Source organism: Parabacteroides massiliensis (assembly GCF_900155425.1).
GTDB lineage: Bacteria > Bacteroidota > Bacteroidia > Bacteroidales > Tannerellaceae > Parabacteroides > Parabacteroides massiliensis.
In genome coordinates this window covers 156,627-179,876 of the sequence record NZ_LT700189.1, presented here as the reverse complement: position 1 = coordinate 179,876, position 23,250 = coordinate 156,627, and the positions used below count along the sequence as shown (strand labels likewise).

Below are 23,250 nucleotides of genomic sequence, written 5' to 3'. Positions count from 1 at the left end.
TCTTGTACGCCTGTTTGATCTTAGCCATATTATTGATGTTTTTACCGGAGGCAAAGTAAATGATAATTCGTATACCGGCCTAATTTCGGAAGGTGACTATTCGTGACAGGAGATGACTATTCATGACAGGGGATTTTCCTCCCTGTCATCCGTTCCCGATCCCGCAGTTTATGATGTTCTTTTCAAAGGCTTCCCGGAGTTTTGGGAGCAGTACTGAGAGGGTTTTCTTACGTCTGGCAAGGTCCGCACGCAAATCGTAGGGCTTGGGGATTCGGATATGCAGGAACTCCTCGAATGCCGCCACCAGGGAGGCGAATGACTGGCGGTTGCCGTTGCCGTCTGTTATCACTCCCAGGTAGTGCAGTGAGGCGATCAGTTCCATCAGGTTCACCAAGGAACCTTTCCAACGAAGGGAGAACAGGCCTGTCCGTCCCTTGTCGGTATCGGGAACGGTATCGCGGCATTCGGGATACCGAAGCGCGAAATGCAACAGTTCTATCTCCGTCCTGACAAGGCCGGATGCCTTCATCAGATAGATATGTGTCCGGCTGTCAACCCTGCTTCCGGCCATATTCATATAGGCGTCCAGTTCCGTCTCCATGTGGCGTAGGCGGCGCAGCCTCTTGGGGATGGGAAGCCCGCTTTCCGCCAGGGAGGCCAGATGGTCTGAAAATTCATCGTAGGCGGATGACAATACGTTTTCCATAGCATTTTTTCCTTCCAGGACGGCTTCTTGGAGATGGTTCAGCAGGCGGTGTGTTGTTGATGTTTTCATATGCTCAAACTTTAGTTTAACAATTCATGCCTTACGACAGAATATTAAAGGCGAATATGATGCCATCCGGTGGATGCCTATTGCATTTTCTTGTTAATAGTCAGATATTCAGCATGATAAAAATATCAGTTGAAAACAGGCTCAAAAAAAGAAATGTACACCGCTTTACAATAACTGTAAGGCGGATGTACATTTTATGTAAACCATGTCCGGCCGCTTGTATGACACTCTCATTTCGCTGTGGTTCCGGAAGGAGACTCACGGAGCTGGCCCGTATTGTACAACGGCCCGCTCATATAATCCGATATTTTCTCAGTTTCTCGTACAGGGAAGTCCGGCTGATGCCGAGTATCCTGGCTGCACGGGCACGGTTGCCCTCCGCCTCTTCAAGGGTCCTGAGAAGCAGCTGTTTTTCCTTTTCCTCCGGAATGGGGGCGGTTTCCTCCCGTCCGACGGCGAGGTCCAGATTCAGTTCCTCCGGTGAGATCCATCCGTCGGCAGAGAGCAGGACGGCACGTTGGATGCAGTTTCTCAGCTCGCGTATATTACCGGGCCAGGGATATTTCTGCAATGAGGCCGCGGCCAGGCTGTTGAACCCGCGTACGGGCTTACGGTGCTTTTCTGAAAAATGCTTCACGAAGAACTCCGCCAGCGGAAGGATGTCCTCCCCGCATTCCGAGAGAGGGGGGACATTGATGGTGAACTCGTTCAGGCGGTGGAACAGGTCCTCCCGGAAACGTCCTTCGGATATCGCCCTCTCCAGGTTCTCGTTCGTGGCGGCCACCAGACGGACGTCAAAGGTGTATTCCTGGGTGGAGCCGACGGGCTTGTAGCGTCTTTCCTGCAGGGCACGTAGCAGGAGCATCTGTGTCTCGGGGGAAAGGTTGCCGATCTCGTCAAGGAACAGCGTGCCCCCGTCAGCCACTTGAAACAGCCCGTACCTGTCACCGTAGGCACCGGTGAACGTCCCCTTGCGGTGTCCGAAAAATTCGGATTTGGCAAGGTCACCCGTGATGGTCCCGCAGTCCACCGGGACGAAGGGCTTGTCCCTACGGTGGCTTTGTTCATGCAGCTCGCGGGCGATATGCTCCTTCCCCGTACCGGAGGCTCCCCGAATGAGCACGGAAATGTCGGAACGTGCCACCAGCCCCACTAGCTGGTACATTTCCCGCGCTTTGGCACTCTCCCCGCGATAGAATTCGTTCCCGTCATGTCGGGGACGGCTGAATATCTTCCCGATGGCTTCCAGCAGCCTGTCCGGCTGGACAGGCTTGCACAGGTAATTGACCGCCCCCAGCTGCATGGCTTCCACCGCGTTCTCCACCTGCCCGTAGTTGGTCATGATAAGGAACGGGGTGGCGTAGAACCTCTCGTTCATCCATTCCAGCAGGGAGGTGCTGTTCCCGTCCGGCAGGCGGAGGTCTGCAAGGACAAGGTCGAACTCCCTTGCGGAAAGGGCCTTGCGGGCAGCCGACAGCGTCGCGGCATGTTCGGTCGCCATCCCTTTCTTCTTCAGCCAGTTGCCGATGCTGCGGCTGAAAATCACGTCATCTTCCAAAATCAGTATCGTTTTCATTCCTTTCCCTCTTTCTGCATCAGTTCCGCATAGGATATCAGTTCCCTGACGGCACCGATTATTTTTTCTATTTTCACATATTCCTCTTCCTCCCATTGGCCCGCGTCGGATTTGACCAGCACCCACAGGTCCGCTACCGGATAGTTCAGACGCACCGTCTCCCACAGTGGCAGGCTCCTGTGGAGGATGGAAATGATTTCCCGGCTGTCCTTTTCTTTCACGGCGGCCGACAGCCTTTCGATGTCCTTGCGGCTTTCACTGACAAACAGCCCCAGCATTTCCTGCCGGTTGTCCTCTCCGGCAAGCAGGAGGGAGAAGTCCGGCCTCCACTCTTTCCCGTTCCCTTTTATGACCCGCATGATGGCGGTCACCAGCCCTTCCGCGGAGAAAGGCTTATGGATACATCCGGCGAAACCTGCGAAGAGGTATTCCTCTTCCCTGTCGGAATGTGCCGTGACGGCTATGGCCGGAATCTCCCTTGCCCGGGGGATGTTTGATCCCCTCAGCAGTTCAAGGATCGAGAAGCCGTCCGCACCGGGCATCTGTATGTCGGTCAGCAGAAGGTCGTACTCCTGACTTTTCAGGCAGTCCATCAGTTCCCGGACATCCGTGCAGCAGTCACAGTGAATCCGGCTGCGGGAGAGCATCTCCCGGGTGATCCCCTGCTGGATACGGTCGTCATCCATGACCAGCACACGGGTGCCACCGAGCAATTCACAGGCCGGAAACACCTTCTCTTCCAGAGGGGCGGACTGTCCGGCCGGTGGTACGGGAAGGAAAACGGAGAAGCGGCTGCCTTCACCGGGAGCGCTCTTTACCTCTACACGGCCCCGCATTTCAGACACGAGCCGAGCCGTGATCGCCAGCCCCAGTCCGAACCCTGGAATATTACGCGCGTTGTCCAGCCTTTCAAACGCCCCGAATATCCGTTCTTTCTCCTCAGCGCTCATTCCCACGCCGGTATCCCGGACAGAGATGCTAAGTTCCCCATACAAGTATTCCGCCTCAAGGCGCACCTCCCCGTGGGGTGTGAACTTCAGGGCATTGGACAGCAGGTTGCCGGCTATCTGCCGGATATGCGAGCTGTCACAGCAGACGACGACGTCCAAGCCTGAGAGGGATACGGTGAACGCCAGGTCCTTCTGTCTGGCGATAAGTCGATGACTGTCCGCTATTTCCTCGAACAGGGCTTTTAGGCTAAAGAGCGTGTCATTGGAGCGAACTTCGCCTTCATCCATCCGGTGGTATTCCATCAGCGTGTTTACCAGGCCGAGCATGTAATCGGCCGAGTGCAGGATGTTGTCCAGATAGCCACTCCTGCGGCTGACGTCGCTTTCCGAGGGTAACAGTTCCGCGCAGCCTTTGACGGCCGCCAGCGGGGCGCGCAGGTCGTGAGCAACCGAGGCCATCAGCTCCTTGCGTGAGCGGAGCAGTTCCCTGTTCCGCCTGTCGGACTGTTCAAGCTCCCTCTCGTATTGGAGACGGCGGTTCAGGTCCCGGTGTATGACGGTATACAGCATGATCGCCAGAAGGGAGACGGACAGGGCAAGGCCGGCCACCATATGGTAGGAATTGTCCCGTTCAAGGACAAAGGCCCTGTAGCGTGCGGTAAAACGTTCGTTGTTTTTCCGCTCAAATTCGGAGATCATATTGTTCATCCTCCCGTTCAACTCCATACTGCCGGCATACAGGCTGTCCATCTGTGCCAGCAGCCTGGCCCGCCTTTCAGCCTGTTCCCGGGTGACCCTTTCATTCAGGGAGCGGAGCATGCGTGTTGTCGTCCCGGTTGAAGAGGGAACGGACAGGGATTGCCGTTTACGTTCAGCCTCTTCCCTCTGTTGCAGGTAAGCGGATTTGTTTTCTTTTCTACGGAAGATATCCCGGAAACTCCTTTTCTTTTTGGGTACATCTCCCGCACCGGCTTCCGGAGAAGCCGTATTTTCCTTTTGCCGTGCAGCCTGTTTCCGGGCTGTCAAGACAATGGCAGGAATGCTTTCTTGTACAATGCCACCTATGTCCTGCAGTTCCTTGAAGGTATGTACCGCCTTGGATAAAAGGAGTTCCTTGTTCCAAAGAAGAAGGCACAACGAGTCGATATGGCTTTTTTGTAACGGGGTATGGACATATTCTTTCAGAAGTTGCAGGCTGTCGCAGACCCCGTGGCGTTTGCGGCTGTATTCCCCGAGGTCGTCATCATCCCATGTGACGGCAATCTCGGCATGGGTGGAAAGGTCCAGCAGGTCGATGTAGATTCTTTCAGCCAGACGGTGTATCGCCACCAGCTCTTTCTCCTTCTTACGTAGCATGTGTCTTTGCATTTGTTCCTGACGGAACTGATAGACAATGAATGCGGACAACAGAACCAAGATGGCATAACCGAACGATATTTTTAACTTCAACCATATTATACCATTGTTCATGATTTTTATTTATAAATACATACTTCTATATAATATCCACAAATTACACAGATAAAATAACCAGCAAAAGCATAAAATATTTGATATTGGCGTTCCAACATTTTAAGTTAAGAAGAATAACGTTCGCAGCTTGTTTTTATATTTCGTCTGCATTTATAAGCTACGCATTTTCTACTTCATTGCATGCTGATATTCATTCAGCGAGGGACAGGCTTGCAGGATCATCCTGTCCTGTTCTCTCAGCTTCGCCCTGACACTCGGGATATGGTGTCTTGCCATCCGCGTGAGGATGCCGGGCAGGTCACCGTCCACGATGGGCAGGCGGGCGGAGAGGCACGCCGCCAGCATGTCGGATATGAAGCCGTGCACGGGATCACCCTTTTGGGCGCTTTCCCATCTGCGAGAGTCCACATACGTGCCGTCCTGCTTGGAAAGCAGGGTGTGACACAGGAACTCGGAGAGCATGTCGTCATCCACGCGGTCGAGCCGGCTGATGAGTTGACCGGGAAGGCACATACGTCTCCGGAAATCTTCACGGGTGATCACGCGTACGGGGCGGTTGTCTATCTCCTTGCGTACTGACTTTAGGAGGGCATCGTCCTTTTCGGGTTCCTTGCCGGAAAGGAACACCCATACCGGCGAGCCTGCCGTGAGGCGGCCTGTCGGGCAGGGGCAGTCCTCGTACCACCTCACGATTTCAGAGAATTTGTGCAGCAAATAGTCACTCACTTCATTCTCGTAAAATATGCGGCCCGTATCGGGGGAAAACGTTTTCATCACGATCCCCGCACTTACCGGGAAGCCACAACGCACGAGGGCGGCCAGCGCTCTACCCGGCAAAAGTATGAATTTGTTCAATTTTAATGTTGCCATATTATTCTTGTTTTTGAATTTATTCTGTTCATATAAAAAACGGAAGCTTCGGACTGTCACAGGTGGAAGCTTCCATACATTTTAATTTCATTCACTTGTACCGCATCCGCCGATGCGAAGTGAACTAACTTCGAAAAAATATCTCCATGGCATGCCTGCCGGGGTAAAGCTGGCAGGCTGCCATGCTAAAGTACAAGCTCCGGGCTTTCACAAGTGCGGGCCTTGTTTTCCCATGTAAAAAAGTGGTTTCCCACTTAATAAATCCAATCCCTTTTGGGGATTGAACTTTCCTAAAAATTCAAAAAAACTGTGTCCTACGGGCATTGCTACCCTTCGGCGGACATCTGGCGACCTTTCACAAGGACGCATTCCGTTTTCTTCATCGTAACTCTTCGTATATATGTCTAAATTGCACTTTTTCCTTTTTTACTTCCACGCTTTCCTTTTCCGCCCAGAGGAATGTGATAAAAGGAAGCGGTGGGCTGCATCTCGTTTAATCATAAAGAAGGCCCCAGGATGCCCGAACACAACTTAAACAGACAGCAGCCCACGCTTGTAGTAGCTGTATAGGAGCCAGTCCTGTTCCTTTAGCAGAACCAGCTTCGGTCGATGGCCGGCAGCTCCTTTTTCCAATACCACTTGCGCCAAGCGAAATGTTTGCGCACCACGAAGTAGCTTACTTCCTCGCTCTCTTTTTCTGCCTCGTAATCAAACGCTGAATGGCCGACAGCCAAGCGTTCAGCCCAGTAAAGGAGGTAGTAAGCGAACAGCGGCAGGGCGGCAAATCCCCAGCATACCTGCCAGCCCAAAAGCAGGGACGGCAGCAGGGACACACAAAAACATTCCGTGTATTGCCGGCGGTGGATGCTCATCTCCATCTCTTCCCAAATGCCTTTCTCGCCATAAGGGAGGGCAGTCAGGGTAACCAGAGGCAGGGTCACGTAATCGTAGGGATTCAGCCGGCCTTGCAGCAGACGGGCGATTTTGCTGTCATAGATGATCATAGCTCTTTAGTTATTGGTGTTTCATGCAGTTTTACAGGTCTCTCTCGGCGCGGATGAACGTGCCTTGATAGTTGTAGTACAGTTCCCAGCCGGGGATGTCTATCTCGTAACCGCCCGGTTGTTTCTCCACCTTGTAAGGTACGGCATCGGGGTAACGGGCGGTGATGTCCGTCGCGATGGATTCCGGCAGGATGCCGTCCGGCAGCGCGGAGAACTTGCAGTCCACGCTCGTCCACTCGCCCTGTTCGTCGAACTCCAGTTCCGCTCCGTCCGAGAGCCATGCCTCATATTCGGTCGTTCCATCGTCCTTGTCACGCACCGCACGGGTGCATTCCGCACCGGGGAAATACTGCGCGATGAACTGCCGCGCCTTTTGGGGCAGCGCGTCGTAGCCGATTTCCTTCTCGTCCTTGTCGCAGGATGCCCCTGCCAGTATCACGAGCAGCAGCAACAGAGGTTTGATAAATACCTGTTTCATTGTCCTTTTCTATTTAGGTTTCTGTTTGTTATTATTCAATTCTTATCCTTCTCAAAGCGTCTTTTTGTTCCGCCCTCCGGGGCGGTTGTTCAGCGGGCGGTTCATCCGCCTGAGCAGTGCGGCCTTCAGGCTGTCAAGGAAAGGCGTCTGCCGATTGCGGATGCGCAGGTCGCCGAATGTCCGGGACAGGTTCTTGTCCAACTCGATGTTGAATGCCCTCTGCACATACTCCGACAGCCTTGTCAACGGGACATCCCCGAATGCCTTGCGACTGTCCAATGCAAATAGTAGTTCGGTCAGTTCCGTCTTCGTCGCTTTCCACGTCAGGCACACCTTCAGCAAAGATTCTTCGGCTTGCCGCAGCTCGAACACCTCCAATTCTTTCGTCAGGTAGCGGATCAGCCGCTCGTTGGCGAGAAGCCGTGCCGCCATGAAGTCACAGTTGGTCGAGAAAGACGGATCACGCTCGTGATGGAACGACTCCAAGTAGAGTGCCGTGTCAAGGTTACCCCGCAGGTAATAGAGTGCGTCCAAGTGGGTCAGTCCGGAGCGGTAGTAACGCACGAAGTCCGAACGTTTCTCGTTGTAACGGTTGATGCCCCGTATCTCGTCTATCAGGTAGCTTCGCTGCGACTTGTTGCCTACGGGACGGTTCATCTCGATGTTGTATATCTTGCGGTAGTAGATGAGCCGGTGGCAGATTCGGGGTTTGACCGTCTTGAAGAACTCGATTTCCTCTGCCTCGTCACGGAAAGTATAGTCCGCGATGAAGGCTTTCAGTTGCAGGAAAGCGTCCGCGAGCACCAACGAGGCTTCGAATGATTTCTTGATCATGTTCAGGTCTCCGGCCTCTATCTTCTCCACCTTCTTTTCCGCCTCTTCCTCAAGCCTTGCGGCGAAGTCCTTCATGTCCGTTCGTTCAGCCATGCACGGGTATCTTCAGTTTCAATCTCTCGTCGTCCACCGCCACGCAGTAGTCGGCAAGGCCGTACCGCTCGAACTGTTCGGTGGTCACTTTCAGGTGTGTCACCTCTGTGCCGTCCAAATTCATCTTGTCCGTCAGCGCACGGAGTTCCAGGTTGATGCGTAGGGCGTTCTCCGCCGATTTGCCGTAGGCGTTCCAAGTCTCGTCCGCTTCGTTCCAATAGAGGTGGACGGCATCCTTGTTTTCTTTTTCTGTCTCCAATATCTTCGTTGTTTCCATCTGTATTCAATTTTATTGAAATAAAGGGTAACTTGCCGGTCTTTCACAAGGGCGGCAAGTTGTTAGGGTTATTATACATAATCCCTCCCGCTGTGCTGGGGAGAGTCTTGATGTAATTAAAGTGTATATATAATCTTGTTGGTTATTAAAGCGATTTGCCACTATTCGTTAACCGATGTTCCGGGAATGGGAGTGTCGTCTGTAGGGCGTGCGTTCAATCCGCAATGGGAGTCAGTGTATACTACCGGAATCCATACTGTAAGAGGTCCCGGATAGTTTTGCCAAGATGACCATCTCCAGTTACGACCATTTACGCCAATGGTGATGAATCGGCCGCCATTATAGACATCATTGTAATTGGGATTTTCAGGATCAGTAATGCAGTTTGCCTGATTGCATGCAATGTATGACCATTCCCCCGACATACTATTGCGGTAGATGCTTCTATTATTCCATCCGTTCCACTGTCTGGCACTACAGAATATCATATATAGGGCGTTCCCCATTATATTTGCATCAGCGTTGTCCCTAATTATAGACCATCTGTGCAAGCCAAACATCGGGTGTTTCTGATGCACTTCATAATAATCCCGGACTATTGGAAGTGCACCATTATCCCAATTATTACCACGTCCGTGGTATTGGTTATATCCTATTGCAAAATTATTTCCCCACGTGAACCTATCACTCATCAATCCGTCAGGTCCGCAATCGTACCACTCGTCCAAGTTGTCATTTTTCACCTGTACGTTTACCTTGCGTGTTCCATTGTTAGCCGTATTGTTTTGCAAGTTATCCCAACGTTTCTTCACGTAAGGAGTGGCAGATACACCTGTCGATGTTGCCTTATCCACAGATATGGCTACCGGATCACCGCAAGTAAGGTCACGTCCCAAATCTGTGATTTGCGTATCGGGAACATCGGACGAGATTACCACTCTGGCTTTCAGGTTTGTTACATCCTCCTTGAAATGTCCGCCGTTCAACACGATATTCCATTTCTCCGATTCGCGCGAGATATTGCGCTCGCAATCCTTGAACCCGAAATCGGCGGTAAAGGCTTTCTGCTCCACGCAGTACATCACATTTTGGTCAAAGTCCTCTTTGGTGGCAAGCAACGAGGCGAAGCGGTTCGCCGACGGGATGCTCAACGTCTGCAGGTAAATGTCGCCCTTTGAGGAGTTGTCATAAATGACCTGCGAATAATTGTCCTTCGTGTACGTAGGAGACGAGGTCATGGCTATCCAGTCCGATTCCGATGCGTTCTGCAAGCCGATGATGTCATTTTCCAAGTGCTGGCTGGTCGTCTCGGGCAGGGAATAGAGCCAATAGGCATCCCCTTCGGTGGGTGTCTGGCGGGACATAAGAATCTGTTTTTTCTTGCCAGCGAAAGAAATCTCCATGCTTACATAATTCCCCATGTCCTTGGGCCAAGTGACCTTCACGGAGAGGTTGGACGCTCCGCTTGCAAAAGTGGTGGGTGTAACGGTTACTCCAGCCGGGGCTAAGATTTCACCCGTAGTCCCGGCAGTAGTTGCGGACGCACTCAAGAAGAAAGCCACCTGATCCGTCAGGGTTTCATCCGTAAAGGCAACGAACTTGTCGTTGGTGGTAACCAGCGACACAAAATTGTTCGAGATGTGGTAGGTATAGGTCTTGCCCATTTCCCATTTCGTGCCTCCAATGGATGCGCCCACCGTAAAGTCGGCAGTTCCGTCATTCAGCACCACCTCGATCTTCGCGTCGTCGGACAATGTCTGCGGCATCATGAAGAGGGTCTCGCCTTTGCCATCCTCCGTAATGGCTCCACCGTTTCCTGCCACCACTTTGTTTAAACGCAGGGTAAAGGCTTGCGTGTCATCAGTCAATGTCCATGCGTCCGTTCCTAACGTGTAAGTACCTTTGTAGCGCACGCCATCCAGCTTGATGGACTTCACCACGCAGTTGGGCAGGTCATCCCCTGCCACGAACTTCACTGCCGAGAGGGCGTGGTTGAACGTCAGGCCGGTGGTGGCGAAACCGTCTACCGTCGGATTATCCTTTCCGATGACTACGGCACTCATCACATCCTATTGCTTCTTCACGTCGTCGGGCACGATATAGGTCATCACGGGTGCGCCCGGATGGGTATTGTCGGTGAGCGTCATGCCGTCCGCCGCACTGGGAAACCATGCGTAGAAGCTCAACCGCTTCTTGGCGGGCCAGTAGTATGTCCCCGTGGGATACCAACGGCCTTCGTCCTTGTTTAAGGTGACCGTCTCGTTGTACATGAAGTCGGGCGTGCCGATGGCATTGGTGTAAGCCGATATGGCAAAGGTCTCCATATTCGTCTTGTTGGTCTCGGAGATTTGCGTGCCGCGCGTTATCGGGCGGTTGTCGCCGGGAAATCCGTCCGTCACTTCTGCGGTAAGGTAGACGGTCTTCCCGTTCACCTTGCCTTCCATCTCAACGGTTTCCAGCTCGTACGTACTCTCCCCTAAATCGGAAGCCGCACGAGTGCCGGCTGTCGGTTTCCATGCGTTCGTGCCCCCCATACTTACGGCGAAGCTCAAACGCTGGTCTCCCTTTCCTGGGTGAGTGCCGTTCTCCATCTCGTTGGTACAGGCGGAGAATACCGCCAGCGCGATGAGCGAAAGGCTCATTAGTTTATTCCTGTAGTTCATATCTTGTCTTTTTTATTGTTCAAACTGTTATTGATCTTGCCTTGCCTGTTTCTCAATTTGAGACCTTTTCAATGGAGTAGTAGCCGAACTTGTTATTCTTGATGGTGTGGTAACCGGGATAGCGGAAAGTAGAACTACTATAGTCATACGCTTGGTCATATCCCCAGTTACCCATGGCAGTGCTTTGCCAAACAGGCAAATCCATACCCATGTCGTCTACGTGAGTCTTCACATTATAGTTGTCTTTGGTCACCGTCCATGTGCTACCTATTGGATAGTAAGTTCCACCCCAAGTCATGAAGTTCTTTTCATCGAAAGTTGAACCGCCATAGTTCTCCAAGGTGATTCTGGAAAGGTTCACCAAGATGGTCGAACCGTCGGCTTTGGCTCTGCGGATACCGAAGTAAGTGAAGACGGCCGGATCGCCATCATAAGAAGTTCCTCCAGTTCTTGTCGCTACCAGTTCGCGACTATATGTCACATCGGCACCTACCACCTTGGCTATAGCCGTGGCAAAGTCGGCATTATCGGGCAAGGTGGGCGTATCGGTGGTCATCAAGTCGTGGCAACTCATAGACCCTTGGGACAGTTTGTACCAGATGTCACTTCCTGTCGGATATTCCACCATCAGACTGGAAGTCAGCGTCACCTCTTTCTCTACCGTCTTTCCCGGTTTGGAAGGGAACGTAAACGTGAGCTTCACCTTGCCCTTGCGCGTCTCAGTGTCGGTCGGTTGGATGGTTTCAAGGGTGAGTTTCGCGTTTTCATTATCGAAACTGTCCGACTGCACTCCGCTGGTGCTACCTTTCAGCGTCGGCTTGCACAAGGCCGGTGCGGCGCTGCCGGTGATGCCGTTCGGGTCGCTCAGTGTACACTCCCAGTCACAGTTGCTCTTCACATAAATCACGGCGTCGGCACCCGAAGCCACGAAGACATCCTTGTTCAATTCCAACTCGACATTCTGGTCGAGCGAGATATTATATGTAACCGCTATTCCTGCTACCCAATAGCTATAACCAGACCCATTAGCCATAATGTCCTTCAACTTTGCACTCAATGTCTGTTCTACCCCATTCATCACCAACGTCACTTCCAAACGGGCTTCGCTGTCATCTCCAAATGTCTGCGGCATCATGAAGAAAGTCTCGCCCTTTCCCGTGAGTTCGGTCTCGGTATTCTCGGCTACCTCCTTTCCATTGGGAAAGTCCAAGGTGAAGTCTCTGGTGTCAGCATCCGGATTCCAAGATAATATAATGCTGTTATGTGCTTGCCAGTTATGATAGCCTTTGTATTTCACTCCTTTCAGGGAGATGGACTTGACGGTGCAGGCAGGGATGTTGTTGCTCGTCTTGAACTTCACCGCCGTGAGCATATGTCTGAAAAAAATCGGCACGCTTGATGTCTCGCTCACTTCATAGCTGTTGGCCATCATAAAGTCCTCTTGGTCGGCTACCTGTTCGGGTATCTCGTAGAACAGCTTTGTATCCTTGACATTGTTGTCTTTCGGGATGGTCAGGTTCTTCGAGTTGTAAGGATACCAAGCGAAAAAAGTCAGTTTCTTGCCGGTAGGCCAGTAATACGGCGTTCCGGTAGTCCATGTGGAAGAGGCGTTGTCTTTCGCCACCTTCACGTTGTACATCACATCCAACGTCTCGGGTTCAAAAACGTTAGCATCTAAAATAGCAGCCGACACGCTAAATTCATCCACCTGTGCGCCCCCCGTCACCTGCGTACCTCGTGTCAAGGGTTGGTCGTCACCCGGGAGACCGTCAGAGACTTCGGCAGTGAGGTAGACGTTTTTTCCGTCCAGCTTGCCCTGCATCTCCACGGAATTGGTCTCGTATGATCCGGCGGCATCCGGAAGGCTGCCGTCCGCCCGTGTCCGGGCATCGGGGGATTCCGTGCCCACGGCAAAGGTGATGCGGTGGTCGTCCGTGCCCGAGTCACGTCCTCCGTTCTCCACATCGTCCGTACAGGCGGAGAACGCCGCCAATAGGATGAGCGACAAGCCCATCAGTTTGTTCTTGTAGTTCATATCTGTCATTCGTTTTTTATTCGTAATTCGTTTTCTGTCTTACTGATTCACGTCCTGATGGCGAATCACCCAGTTATTCACCGTAACCGTGAAGCGGATGGGCTGTTCCAGCACCGGTTCACCGGGATCGGGGCTGTCCGGGGGCATTACCCCTGCACCGTTACTCAAGTCGAGCGTGTAGACAAACTTGTCGCCCGGCTGCCAGAGGTTCTTCTTGCTCTCCGCGTGGCCTCCGATGGACACTGCCGCCCAGCCGTATTCACCCTCGGCGGAGGGATAGACCTGTCTACCCGCTTCAGTGGTTATCTTCAACAGCAGGGCGATATAGGAACCGTTCTTTTTGTTTTCCTTGTCGTCTTTCGTGTCCCATGCCGTAAGTTGTTGCGGAAGGAGCATCGCCGTGCCACTGTCGTCCATCAGTCCTTTCGCGTCAGACGTGAGGCGTATCGGATCTGTCAGCTCTGCGGTGGTATAGGAGGCGTAGCTTCCGTCCTTCAGTGTCCAGCTGCCGTTGGCATTTGTTTCCGAAGGGAACGTGTAGTCGCCCGTGGAATGGACGGAACCGATGCGTACCGCCTTCACGTCGTAGCGGTAGGTCGCATTGGTGTTCTTGGCACGTACCTCTACCTGCGTGAGCACGTGGCGCAACTCTATCTCCGTCTTGGCGGCATTGTTCCTATCGCCCGAGGCATAACCTGCCAGCAGGTCTTTTTGTCCGGTGATGTCCGCTACCGGACTGAAGCCGGTCACTTTCAGCTCACCGGGCTTTTCGCCCTCGTAGGTGCCACCCCAAGCAGAGGCTTCGGGACAGACCGCCACGAAGCGCAACTCGCTGCCGTCCTCCGGCCAATACTTCACGGGGTCAGACGTCCAGTCGTTCTCCGTGCCGTCCTCGTGCGTGAACAGCAGGTCCCGAAATCCGTATTTCTCCTCGTTGTCAGTCGTGGCGAACGCCGACACGCTGAAGCCGGCGGCTTTCAGCCCGGCAAGGTCGGCAGGGAGGGCACGGGTGCTCATGCCCACTACCGTGCGGAAGTGGATGTCCGTCCCGGAGGCTACCTGCACCGTGTCATCGTTGGAACACGAGACAAGGAGCAACGCCGCTGCCGCCAATACATGAATCGCTTTATTTGCCATAGTTATTCTTTATTTTAGATTGTCTTTTCTGTGTGACCGGAAAAGGAGCCGCCCCGTATGTGGGCGGCCTTGCATTCAACCTCGTCCGGCCTGATGGGCGCACTCCCTACCTTGGCTGTACTGTGCTATCCAGCGGACAGCCACCGGGCGGAAGTGCGGTTTGGATTGATTCTTGATTATACGGATATCGGATTACATATTGATACCGTTATCCTTGGGATTCCAAGGAGTAACCGTAACGGTGAACTTGATCGGATCGCCAAAGATCTTGTCTCCCTTGTCCGGGTCTTTTCCGTCCGGTTGCGGTTTAACGTCTGGTCCGGGGGTTACAGGGTCAACACGTCCGGCACCGTTGGTGAAGTCCAAAGTATAGACATACTTGTTGCCCTTTTCCCAAGTGAATGAAGCAGGAACGGCAACCCAACCGTAAGCATCATCACCTTCAGCAGGGAAAACATTTTCAGTACCTTTCTTGATTTTCAACAGTACAGAGATGTATGTACCTTTGTTGGTATTTATCTTGTCGTTTTCAACGTTCCAAGCCGTGGTAGCTCCTTGCGGGATCAGCATGAGATTGTCACTGTAGTTAGTGCCGTTATCCGGCTTTTGTTCCATAATGCTCTGGGCAGTACCATTCAAAGTTACCGGAGTGGCATACTTCACTTCATAAATCTGGTCGTTTGCAGCGTTGTTGCTCCACGTACCATCTACGACATTGAAGTTGGCCTCTCCGTCAACATTTGAGATACGGATACCTTTCACCTGGTATGTGTAGACCGTATTGTCGCTCTTTGCAGAGATTTGGATCTGGGAAAGGGCGTGTCCCAATGTCAATGCGACACCGTTCGTTTCATTGGCAGCCTTGGTTCCGGTCACGCCTGTAACGTATACCATGTCTTTTTGGTCAGCTACTGTACCTGCAATCTTCACACCAGCCACGCTGATGGTATTCTTGTCTGTAATGGTTTTCGTTCCTGTCCAGTTGTCAGAGAAAGCGGTGAAACTCAACACTTCATTTTCATCTTTTGGCCAGAATTTTGAAACGGCAGAATTAAATACACCACCATCCTTTACATAATCAACTTCAGTATCAAAACCGTCGTACTTGTTGTTGTTCTTATCCCAAAAGGCTGTAACCTTGAGGGCACTCAGGTTGGCTGTTGTCACTTCAGAGGCACGTGTGTTTAGTCCTGTTACGGCACGAAAACTGATGCCTTTCTGCTGTGCCACTTCCACAGTCTCGTCGTTTGAACATGATGCCAGCGTCAAAGCAGCCGCTGCGCACAAATAAATCATTTTGTTCATAATTGAAAAAATAAAATTAAAATTAAAAAATATTTGATTGATAACCTTTTGTATAATTTTTCAGATATAAATAGATTTGTTCATATACTTGTATTTTTACTTTTCTGTTCCACTTGTTCTCTGCTTAGCTCATCGGCAAGCTGATGTGAACTTCCTCCCAGTCCTTTACGGTAGGCTGCAAGCCTCCGCCGCCGGTGATGGGTTTCGGAAGCGGCAGTTTGTCGATCACGATGACGATGTGCGTCGGATCCTGTGCCGGATCATGCAGCTGGCCGGTCACGTCCGCCTCGAAGTAGTAGGTGTTGCCGTCTGACATCAGCGCGTAGATCATCAGCTTGTGCTCTCCGGCTTCCTTCGGGCAGTGTCCGAAGAAGCTCAAATCGCCCGTCAGCATAGTCTTGTCCTCGTTGGCGCATACCTCGAACGGGATGGTCACCTTCTCAGTTGTCAGCTCGTCAATTCCTGCCAGCCAGCCGCCAGCCATGCCCGTCAGCGATGCGCTAAGGGCACTTACGTGACGCAGGTTCTCCACGTTCCTGACCTCCACCGAGCAGGTGTTCACCCGTGGCTTCGGGGTCAGGACGATCCGCCTCACGCCGCTCGCCGGGCTGATGTCCAATCTCTCGGCATGGTCGCTCCACAGGGCTTCGGGTTCCATTACGTTGCGTTCCTCTTCTGCTCCGCGTGCCTTCGGTGCCGTTTCCGACCTCGTGGCCAGTGTCCCACGCAGTGAGCGGGTGTTCCCCGTTGTCACTTGAAATGTCTCCATACGTTCCTTGTCAACTATGCGGTGCGTCTCCTTGTCGCTGTTTACGCAAAGGGCATCGTACATACCCTCCGGAACGACGATGGTACCGCCCTCGCGCTTGGTGAACTCGTAACGCATCGGCTCGGAACCGTCCTCCGGATAGAGGTAAAGGCTCATCGTGGCAGGGTGGGCGTCGGGAGCTTCCGTCCAGTCGAACACCACCTCCACGCTCGCCGAGTGCGGATGGTCGTAACACAGATCCTTGTGCTCACAGGCCGTGAATAAAGGCAGCAGCATTACCGCCAGACATCCTGCGATTACCTTGCGCAATTCCTTGTATATCCGTATATGTGTCATTTCGTTCCTCCTTTCTTGCTATTCTGATTGCCGTTTCCCAGCAACCAAATAAGTGAGATTTCAGCCCGGGTCGGACCGAACCAGTGGCGCTGTTTTGTCTCTTTGTACACGTAGCAATCGTCCTCCGGCTCATATACCTTGTACTTGCCGCCACCGTAGCCGATACAGAGACCGAAGTCTATGTTCAGACGCTTGGCGACAGGCAGCGAATAACCGTATTCCAACCCGAAACCGTAACTGAAGTTGCTCAGATATCCTTTGCCGCCCGTCTCGAAGTCGAAGGTCAAACCTTGGGCGTACACGCCGAGGTGGTGTCCCTGTAATGGCTTTTCGGCTGCCTTCCGTCCGAAGTACTTGCGGATGTCAAGCTCGCCGCCGTAGATACGCCAGTAGCGGTGACGGGTGTCGTTCTTCCACCAGGCGTACATCCAGTTCCCACTGATACTCCACCCCTGGCCGAGGTAGAACTCCAATCCCACGTTCGGAACGAGGGCCACGTCGTAGAGCAGGTTCGTCTTTACCGCCATGAAGAACGGTTTCTTTTCCGTTTCTTCCTTGTCCGCGTTGTCCTGCGGAATCGTATCGTCCTCCTTATTATAAAGTGTGGCTGTCGTATCGATCTCCTTCTCGGTGGTGTCCGCCGTGTCATCGGGGTTCATTACGTTGTCGGATGCCGGTTTCAATTCGGCCTGTGCCGGCTCGGGGTCCATCACCCGCTTGATTCGTTCCACCTCGCATACTACCAACACTCCGCTACGTAAGCTATCAAAGAGGTTCTCCTTCATGTATTGCCATGCGCGTCCGCCGGCAAGGTTCATTAGCTGACGTTTGCGACCGTCCACCACCTTGCCCTCGCGTACCACCCACTCGGGTGTGTCACGGATGATGGCGATTGCCTTGTCGCGCCAAGGGGCATCGGTACGTCCAAGCTTTTCAGCCAATTCGCTCCAGCCCTCTCCTTGCGGCTGGAGTGTGAAGATGCTGTCGGGCAGAGAGAGGTTGTCTTTTAAATAATCCCGCAAATTCTCGCCACGTTTCCGGGCGAGTTCCTTGTTGTACTTCGTGTTACCGTCGGGAGAGGCGGACCCCTGAATGAGGATACGCCTGAGCACTACAGCAGGGTCGGCTCCCAGAGAACGGATGCTGTCGCCCAGTGCCGCAAGGTGCCGGTCGTTGTCCATGTAGGGAAGCTCCAGCCGTGCGTTTGCCGTGCGGTAGTAGATCGTGGTGCGGAGGCTGTCCGACACGATACCCGCTTGCGCCTTTCCGGCGAGCAGTGCCGCCAGCAGCAGGGACGGAATGATTTTTTTTCTCATATCGTATTTTTTAATTTATTAATTCTCATGTGTCCATCGCCCGGTATTTTTCGGATGATTTATTATCTTATTGGTTTGCAGGGTTTTACCCCCCCCCGAAAATTCTTCCGTGGCGGCGTGGTCTTCGAGCGAAACGCTTGACAGCCGCGACCGAAGCTCGTCGAGCATATCCCGGAACACTCCGCAAACCCGACTGCTGTCTGTCTCGCACGAGCACTGGACGCAGGGGAGAACCGTGCGACAGCAGTCCATGCGGAAGTTGCCTTCCAACGCACGCACCACCTCCAACATCGTCACCTCCTCCGGTGCACGGCTGAGCATGAAGCCCGGTCTTGTTCCTCCGCATTGTGAGCGCAGGATGCCTGCCATCACCAACCGTCGCAACGCCGGCGAGAGGGCACGCACGTTCATGTGGTAACGCGCCGCTATCTCGGGGGCATTGAGCCAAACATTGTTGTGCCAGCCCCATACAAGGTAACGGCAGGCGATTAGCCCGTATCGTGTGGGGTTACTCAGCATGACCCGCCCCTTTCCTTCGTCATTTGTTTCATTTTATCGTCTCCTTATGTTTTCTTGCCTATTTGCCGTACATTTGCGAATAGTACGGCAAATACAACGGTTCACTGTATTTGGATGGGAAAAAGAAACAGGATTTGCTTTCCTGTCTATTTTTTTTCGCTTTTCCATACATCTTGGTGGCACTTTAATGAGCGTCCCTTTCTTAGCAAGAAAGAGACATTACGGGAAATAAACTTATATAATTCTGTGATACAGGCGGTTGAAAATGTGTTTCGCATCGCATGGAAAGAATAGAGGGCGGAAAGGCAGGAAGAAATATCAGGTGAAACAGAAAAAAAAAGCGGAAGAAAATTTGCTGCAAATGTATGAAATATATACCTTTGCAGCGAAAAATATTACGGTGTTCACGTGACACGAAACGAATGTCTCTTTCTTGCTAAGAAAGGGACATTTTTCGTTTTCGGGAGTTTGGGAAACATGGGGATGTGTGTTCCCGTTTTCCATCGGTTGCGATACAGGGGATTCGGATTTTCGATGGCAACCGGACGGGATGTCCCTTTCCTTTCTTTTATGTTTGGGCTTCCGTAGCATACGGTCGTACATGCCGTCCACAGCAGTATCAACCTTCCGGCTACTGATACGGGAAAGGTAGATCTGCGTGGTACGTATCGAGGTGTGCCCCATGCACTGGCTGATCAGTTCCACAGGCTGGCTGTCTTCCAACATTAATGTTGCCCACGTGTGGCGCAGCACGTAGGTTGTAAGAGGTACGGAGAGTCCCACTTTCCGCCCTATCATACGGGCTGTACGATTGATTCGCCGCAAAGCGGATTCTTCCGGCAGCTCCTTTCCGGGACATCCTTTCCTTGCCTCGTGCAGGAAAGGGAAAACGAAAGGCGAATCTTCCCGATGGTACCGTTTCATGATTTCTTCCAGTTCCGGCACTACCTCCACATCAATGGGCACGCCTGTCTTGCTGCGCAGGTAACGGATGTGCCGGTCCGTCACCATCCGGTGGGTCAACCCGTACACATCCTTGAATACCATTCCACGGGCGTAGAAGATGAACAATAACACATCCAACGCCTCACGCTGGTTCTCCGGCAGTGTCTGCCGCAAGCTGGGCGAGAGCAGACGCTGTACTTCTTCTTTCCGGAGCGCACGTTTGGCAGGAAAGCTGCCGCCGGTGTGATGTCCGCTGAAAGGTTTCCCGTCCGTGCCCTCGGAAGAAAGTGCCAGCGCATGGCCGTACACAGCCCGGAACGTGCGAAGATAAAAGTCTACGGTCTGAGGCTTGTCGCCATGGTGGCTTTCCAGCCATGTGGTGAATCTGTCCGTCCAACCTCTTGTGATGTCTTCTACCGTCAGATGTTCCCATCCATCACCCACAAATTCCTTTACCTTATTTATACTACTATGGTAGTTCTCCAATGTTTGCATGCTACGTTGTCCTTTCAACGCATCCAGTGTCCGCTCCAACAATGGAGAAAGCAACCTTTTCTTTTTCCTATCCATCATTATTCCTTGTTTTTAGTTTACTACTGTATTATAATGGTAAAGAAGGAAAAGGATTTTGGATAATTGGGATATTTAACATTTAACAGTATGGACATGCTGATAGCCGCATCCATGATTTTACACTCATGTGATGCAATTGGGAGGAGGCAAGTCATTTAAAGGAAATTAACGGTTTCCTATCAGGATAGTAAAATCACGATCCTGACAGCAAAAGAACAAACTAATATATTTATTTGAATAACCCGTAATGACAAATCAAGCGACTTCGGAGCTTAGGAAGCGGACGGTTTAGCGGCTTAATTGCCGTTAAACCGTCCGGTTTTCGTTTAACGAAAACACAACTTGCTGTCCGCAGGAGCGGACCACGTTTTGAATATCACGCTATATCCTGATAATGCTATAAAGCCTTTTGTCAGGGGCAAAACACATATGTTTTTTGCCAGTTTTTCCGTATTTTCGGTCTTTTGAAGACAAATACTTCATATCGGCTATATGGTTATTTGCGATAGTACTATAACCATATAGCCATATAAGAAAGAACCGGAGGTGAAATATCATTGATTGGCAGTATAATTCACCTATTTTTGGGAAATGTCTTCCCCATAGTCTTTAATTCGCTATATCACTATCGGCGTAGCTTCGCCTATCCCAATATCACGTCCTATGTGGCTCGCCATATCATGATATATTACAATCCGGCTAACCCGTTATACCGCTATCAGCATAACCCGGTCTATCCATATTCCGATATCATGTCCTATGCGACTCGTCATATCATGATATATCACTATTCGGTTAACCCGTTATACCGCTATCAGCATAGCCCCATCTATTCCTATTCCGATATCACGCCCTATGCGGCTTATCATATCATGATATACTCCTATCCGGCTGTTACGATATATTGTCGCCTTTTGTCATCCTGAACTTGCGGCTGATAAGATTCAGAAACCTCAAATAAGGACTTTTAGCCTAAGATAAAGTAAGCTAATAGCATGATAATAAGGCTCTTATAATTACGACTTCTCCTATAAAAGCATTACCTTAGTAGTGTAATAATAAAGGAGTTAACAAGTTATGAACGAGCAAATTAGAAGCATTTTAGCACAAGAGACAACGAAGACAAGCAAGATCCAGCAGCTATTTCTTCTGGGGGTTCCCCGTGCGGAAATCGCGAGGATGGTGACCAACGGCAATTACGGTTTTGTAGTGAACGCCCTGCGCCGGATGAGGGAACGTGAGGAGGGTCTGAATATCCATCCGGCGACAGCCGCACTGGATTACACTTTCAACCGCAAGTTTGGTATTGAGATCGAGGCTTACAACTGCTCCCGTGAACGGCTTGCACGCGAGCTCAGGGAGGCCGGTATCGAGGTTACGGTGGAAAGCTACAACCATACCACCCGTCCGCATTGGAAACTCGTGACGGACAGCAGTATAAGCGGTAACAACACCTTCGAGCTGGTCAGTCCGATCCTGGTCGGCGAAGCCGGCCTGCGGGAACTGGAGAAGATCTGCTGGGTGCTCGACCTGTGTGACGTGAAGGTGAACGAGAGCTGCGGGCTTCACGTACATATCGATGCCGCCGGTTTCAGCATGGAAACCTGGCGTAACCTGGCCTTGAGCTACAAGCACCTGGAACCGGTCATCGACAGGTTCATGCCGGCATCCCGCAGGGACAACTATTATTGCCGTGGATTGGGCCATGTCTCTGACGGGATGATACGTTCCGCCCGGACGGTGGACGAGCTGAAAGGAAGGATCGGCGACCGTTACCATAAGGTGAACCTCGAGGCCTACTCACGGCATAAGACGGTCGAGTTCCGCCAGCATTCGGGAACGACCAACTTCACAAAAATACGTAACTGGGTGCTGTTTCTCCACAAATTGGTTACCTTTGCCACAAGGGGACAGGTACCCGCAGCCACCGCACTTCAGGACATCCCCTTCCTTGACAGTGAACAGAAACTATATTATAAATTAAGAACGAAAAAACTATCGGCATGAACAAGCATATGTATATTTTGGCGGATGGCGGCAGGATTGTCGCCTCCGACCCTTCCGAGTTTGTACGCATCCTGCGTGAGGGCAGCTGGTTTGACAGCGAGTGCACCGACGAGGAGTACATGGTAAATTTCTCCGGGCGGTACAGGGAACTGCACGGGGTGACGGTGAGGACCGACACGCCAGAGCATTTCATGGACGACCTGAAAAAGTACGGTTACATCACGGGTTGAGAAGCCCGCTCCTTTATTATTGCGATCCCCGTCGGCCTTGAAGTGTGCCGGCGGGGATTTTTCTTTTTTCACGGTACCGGATGTCCGCCGTATCCTGTTTTCCCCAAGGGAGGCTGGCTCCACGACTCCCTTCGGGAAAGCCTTTTTTCTTTTCACCGCCCCTTCCGCCATGACAAAAACTGACTATCCATGACAATACATGACAGGGTATTTGAGGTCATTCCGCTTGTTATTTCCTTTGTGGCATGAAACGGCAGGAATCCCCTGCAAGTATAAACCATCAGAATAAAAAGACAATGGAAAAAGAACCTTTATTTATCGCATTCGCCAGCCAGAAAGGAGGAGTGGGCAAGACCGCCTTCACCGTACTCACGGCCGGTATCCTGCATTACCAGCGGGGATACAATGTAGCCGTGGTGGACTGCGATGCCCCCCAGCACAGCATCACCCAGATGAGAAGCCGTGACATGGAACGTATCGGGGAGAACGATTCCCTGAAAGTGGCCCTTTACCGCCAACATGAACAGCTCCGGAAACTTGCTTATCCGATTATAGAGAGCGATCCGGAAAATGCGGTGGCTGACTTCAACCGCTACCGGGAAGAACGTGGCATGGAGTTTGACATCGTGCTGTTCGACCTTCCCGGCACGCTCCGCAGTATAGGCGTAATTCAGACCGTGGCCTCCATGCACCACATTTTCATTCCTTTAAAGGCGGACAATATCGTGATGCAGAGTTCCTTACAGTTCGCCGCCGTAGTCGAAGAAGAACTGGTTGCCCGCCGGAATTGTGATTTGAGAGGAATCCACCTGTTTTGGAACATGATCGACAAACATGAGCGCAAAGAAACCTATGAATCATGGAACAAGGTCATGCGGGCCTCGAAGCTGCACCTGCTGGAAACATGCATCCCGGACACCAAGCGTTATAACAAGGAGCTGAGTGCCCTGCAAGGGAGTGTCTTCCGTTCTACCTTGCTGCCGGCCGACAACCGCCAGATAAAAGGATCAGGGCTTGTAGAGCTTGTAGACGAGATATGCGGTATCACCGGGCTGGGCAAGTATTCACCCTCACCAGACGCATAG

General features: G+C 52.0%; 21 protein-coding genes. 4 read left to right on the top strand and 17 right to left on the bottom strand.

Annotated elements, in window-relative coordinates; genetic code table 11:
• Positions 1–145: 145 nt before the first annotated feature.
• The 17 genes from BQ9893_RS00785 to BQ9893_RS00710 form a co-directional block, all read right to left on the bottom strand.
• Positions 146–775, bottom strand: a complete 630-nt coding sequence (locus BQ9893_RS00785) for an RteC domain-containing protein (protein WP_075964299.1) — start codon at positions 773–775, stop codon at positions 146–148.
• Between the two features lie 292 nt (positions 776–1,067).
• Entirely contained in the window at positions 1,068–2,351 is a 1,284-nt protein-coding gene (locus BQ9893_RS00780; protein WP_075964298.1) for a sigma-54-dependent transcriptional regulator, read from the bottom strand.
• On the bottom strand, positions 2,348–4,756 hold the full coding sequence (locus tag BQ9893_RS00775; protein WP_075965344.1) for a hybrid sensor histidine kinase/response regulator: 2,409 nt from the start codon (positions 4,754–4,756) through the stop codon (positions 2,348–2,350). The genes BQ9893_RS00780 and BQ9893_RS00775 overlap by 4 nt, the downstream gene beginning before the upstream one ends.
• Before the next feature lie 186 nt (positions 4,757–4,942).
• Positions 4,943–5,704: a hypothetical protein gene (locus tag BQ9893_RS00770; RefSeq protein ID WP_139322546.1), complete on the bottom strand. Its 762-nt coding sequence runs from the start codon at positions 5,702–5,704 to the stop codon at positions 4,943–4,945.
• A 527-nt stretch (positions 5,705–6,231) separates the two neighbouring features.
• Entirely contained in the window at positions 6,232–6,585 is a 354-nt protein-coding gene (locus BQ9893_RS00765; protein WP_244155021.1) for a hypothetical protein, read from the bottom strand.
• A 94-nt stretch (positions 6,586–6,679) separates the two neighbouring features.
• Entirely contained in the window at positions 6,680–7,126 is a 447-nt protein-coding gene (locus tag BQ9893_RS00760; RefSeq protein WP_081415333.1) for a PepSY-like domain-containing protein, read from the bottom strand.
• Between the two features lie 51 nt (positions 7,127–7,177).
• Positions 7,178–8,053 carry an RteC domain-containing protein gene (locus tag BQ9893_RS00755; RefSeq protein WP_244155020.1) on the bottom strand — a complete coding sequence of 292 codons (876 nt, stop codon included), beginning with the start codon at positions 8,051–8,053 and terminating at the stop codon, positions 7,178–7,180.
• Complete coding sequence (locus BQ9893_RS00750; RefSeq protein WP_075964295.1) at positions 8,046–8,330, bottom strand: hypothetical protein; 285 nt, start codon at positions 8,328–8,330, stop codon at positions 8,046–8,048. The genes BQ9893_RS00755 and BQ9893_RS00750 overlap by 8 nt, the downstream gene beginning before the upstream one ends.
• 161 nt (positions 8,331–8,491) lie before the next feature.
• Entirely contained in the window at positions 8,492–10,396 is a 1,905-nt protein-coding gene (locus BQ9893_RS00745) for a fimbrillin family protein (protein ID WP_244155019.1), read from the bottom strand.
• A 3-nt stretch (positions 10,397–10,399) separates the two neighbouring features.
• Positions 10,400–10,993 (bottom strand): fimbrillin family protein, encoded by a 594-nt coding sequence (locus tag BQ9893_RS21940; protein WP_244155018.1) that lies wholly within the window; start codon positions 10,991–10,993, stop codon positions 10,400–10,402.
• A 52-nt stretch (positions 10,994–11,045) separates the two neighbouring features.
• The gene (locus BQ9893_RS00740) at positions 11,046–13,028 is read right to left on the bottom strand and encodes a fimbrillin family protein (protein WP_244155017.1); all 1,983 of its coding nucleotides are present in this window, start codon (positions 13,026–13,028) and stop codon (positions 11,046–11,048) included.
• Positions 13,029–13,067: 39 nt separating this feature from the next.
• Complete coding sequence (locus tag BQ9893_RS00735; RefSeq protein ID WP_244155077.1) at positions 13,068–14,045, bottom strand: fimbrillin family protein; 978 nt, start codon at positions 14,043–14,045, stop codon at positions 13,068–13,070.
• Positions 14,046–14,357: 312 nt separating this feature from the next.
• A complete protein-coding gene (locus BQ9893_RS00730) occupies positions 14,358–15,470 on the bottom strand; it encodes a fimbrillin family protein (RefSeq protein WP_075964292.1) in 1,113 nt (370 codons plus the stop codon).
• A 124-nt stretch (positions 15,471–15,594) separates the two neighbouring features.
• Positions 15,595–16,575 (bottom strand): DUF5119 domain-containing protein, encoded by a 981-nt coding sequence (locus BQ9893_RS00725; RefSeq protein ID WP_081415332.1) that lies wholly within the window; start codon positions 16,573–16,575, stop codon positions 15,595–15,597.
• Positions 16,572–17,891: a DUF3575 domain-containing protein gene (locus BQ9893_RS00720; protein ID WP_075964291.1), complete on the bottom strand. Its 1,320-nt coding sequence runs from the start codon at positions 17,889–17,891 to the stop codon at positions 16,572–16,574. The genes BQ9893_RS00725 and BQ9893_RS00720 overlap by 4 nt, the downstream gene beginning before the upstream one ends.
• An 18-nt stretch (positions 17,892–17,909) precedes the next feature.
• Positions 17,910–18,410 (bottom strand): RrF2 family transcriptional regulator, encoded by a 501-nt coding sequence (locus BQ9893_RS00715; RefSeq protein WP_075964290.1) that lies wholly within the window; start codon positions 18,408–18,410, stop codon positions 17,910–17,912.
• A 318-nt stretch (positions 18,411–18,728) separates the two neighbouring features.
• Positions 18,729–19,928: a tyrosine-type recombinase/integrase gene (locus BQ9893_RS00710; protein WP_075964289.1), complete on the bottom strand. Its 1,200-nt coding sequence runs from the start codon at positions 19,926–19,928 to the stop codon at positions 18,729–18,731.
• Between the two features lie 584 nt (positions 19,929–20,512).
• Here BQ9893_RS00710 and BQ9893_RS00705 point away from each other — a divergent pair.
• The 4 genes from BQ9893_RS00705 (at position 20,513) to BQ9893_RS00690 (ending at position 23,250) form a co-directional block, all read left to right on the top strand.
• On the top strand, positions 20,513–20,854 hold the full coding sequence (locus tag BQ9893_RS00705; protein WP_075964288.1) for a hypothetical protein: 342 nt from the start codon (positions 20,513–20,515) through the stop codon (positions 20,852–20,854).
• A 151-nt stretch (positions 20,855–21,005) separates the two neighbouring features.
• On the top strand, positions 21,006–21,935 hold the full coding sequence (locus BQ9893_RS00700) for an amidoligase family protein (RefSeq protein WP_075964287.1): 930 nt from the start codon (positions 21,006–21,008) through the stop codon (positions 21,933–21,935).
• Positions 21,932–22,165, top strand: coding sequence for a hypothetical protein (locus tag BQ9893_RS00695; protein WP_075964286.1), 234 nt, complete (start codon positions 21,932–21,934; stop codon positions 22,163–22,165). Before BQ9893_RS00700 ends, BQ9893_RS00695 begins: the two co-directional genes overlap by 4 nt.
• A 296-nt stretch (positions 22,166–22,461) precedes the next feature.
• Positions 22,462–23,250 (top strand): ParA family protein, encoded by a 789-nt coding sequence (locus tag BQ9893_RS00690; protein ID WP_075964285.1) that lies wholly within the window; start codon positions 22,462–22,464, stop codon positions 23,248–23,250.

Bases quoted from the DNA above. Each gene is read 5' to 3' on its own strand.
- BQ9893_RS00750 (WP_075964295.1), bottom strand. From the start codon at position 8,330: ATGGAAACAACGAAGATATTGGAGACAGAAAAAGAAAACAAGGATGCC.
- BQ9893_RS00730 (WP_075964292.1), bottom strand. From the start codon at position 15,470: ATGAACAAAATGATTTATTTGTGCGCAGCGGCTGCTTTGACGCTGGCA.
- BQ9893_RS00690 (WP_075964285.1), top strand. From the start codon at position 22,462: ATGGAAAAAGAACCTTTATTTATCGCATTCGCCAGCCAGAAAGGAGGA.
- BQ9893_RS00740 (WP_244155017.1), bottom strand. From the start codon at position 13,028: ATGAACTACAAGAACAAACTGATGGGCTTGTCGCTCATCCTATTGGCG.
- BQ9893_RS00760 (WP_081415333.1), bottom strand. From the start codon at position 7,126: ATGAAACAGGTATTTATCAAACCTCTGTTGCTGCTGCTCGTGATACTG.
- BQ9893_RS00715 (WP_075964290.1), bottom strand. From the start codon at position 18,410: ATGCTGAGTAACCCCACACGATACGGGCTAATCGCCTGCCGTTACCTT.
- BQ9893_RS00780 (WP_075964298.1), bottom strand. From the start codon at position 2,351: ATGAAAACGATACTGATTTTGGAAGATGACGTGATTTTCAGCCGCAGC.
- BQ9893_RS00700 (WP_075964287.1), top strand. From the start codon at position 21,006: ATGAACGAGCAAATTAGAAGCATTTTAGCACAAGAGACAACGAAGACA.
- BQ9893_RS00785 (WP_075964299.1), bottom strand. From the start codon at position 775: ATGAAAACATCAACAACACACCGCCTGCTGAACCATCTCCAAGAAGCC.
- BQ9893_RS00720 (WP_075964291.1), bottom strand. From the start codon at position 17,891: ATGAGAAAAAAAATCATTCCGTCCCTGCTGCTGGCGGCACTGCTCGCC.
- BQ9893_RS00735 (WP_244155077.1), bottom strand. From the start codon at position 14,045: ATGAGCACCCGTGCCCTCCCTGCCGACCTTGCCGGGCTGAAAGCCGCC.
- BQ9893_RS00725 (WP_081415332.1), bottom strand. From the start codon at position 16,575: ATGACACATATACGGATATACAAGGAATTGCGCAAGGTAATCGCAGGA.
- BQ9893_RS21940 (WP_244155018.1), bottom strand. From the start codon at position 10,993: ATGAACTACAGGAATAAACTAATGAGCCTTTCGCTCATCGCGCTGGCG.
- BQ9893_RS00695 (WP_075964286.1), top strand. From the start codon at position 21,932: ATGAACAAGCATATGTATATTTTGGCGGATGGCGGCAGGATTGTCGCC.
- BQ9893_RS00710 (WP_075964289.1), bottom strand. From the start codon at position 19,928: ATGATGGATAGGAAAAAGAAAAGGTTGCTTTCTCCATTGTTGGAGCGG.
- BQ9893_RS00755 (WP_244155020.1), bottom strand. From the start codon at position 8,053: ATGGCTGAACGAACGGACATGAAGGACTTCGCCGCAAGGCTTGAGGAA.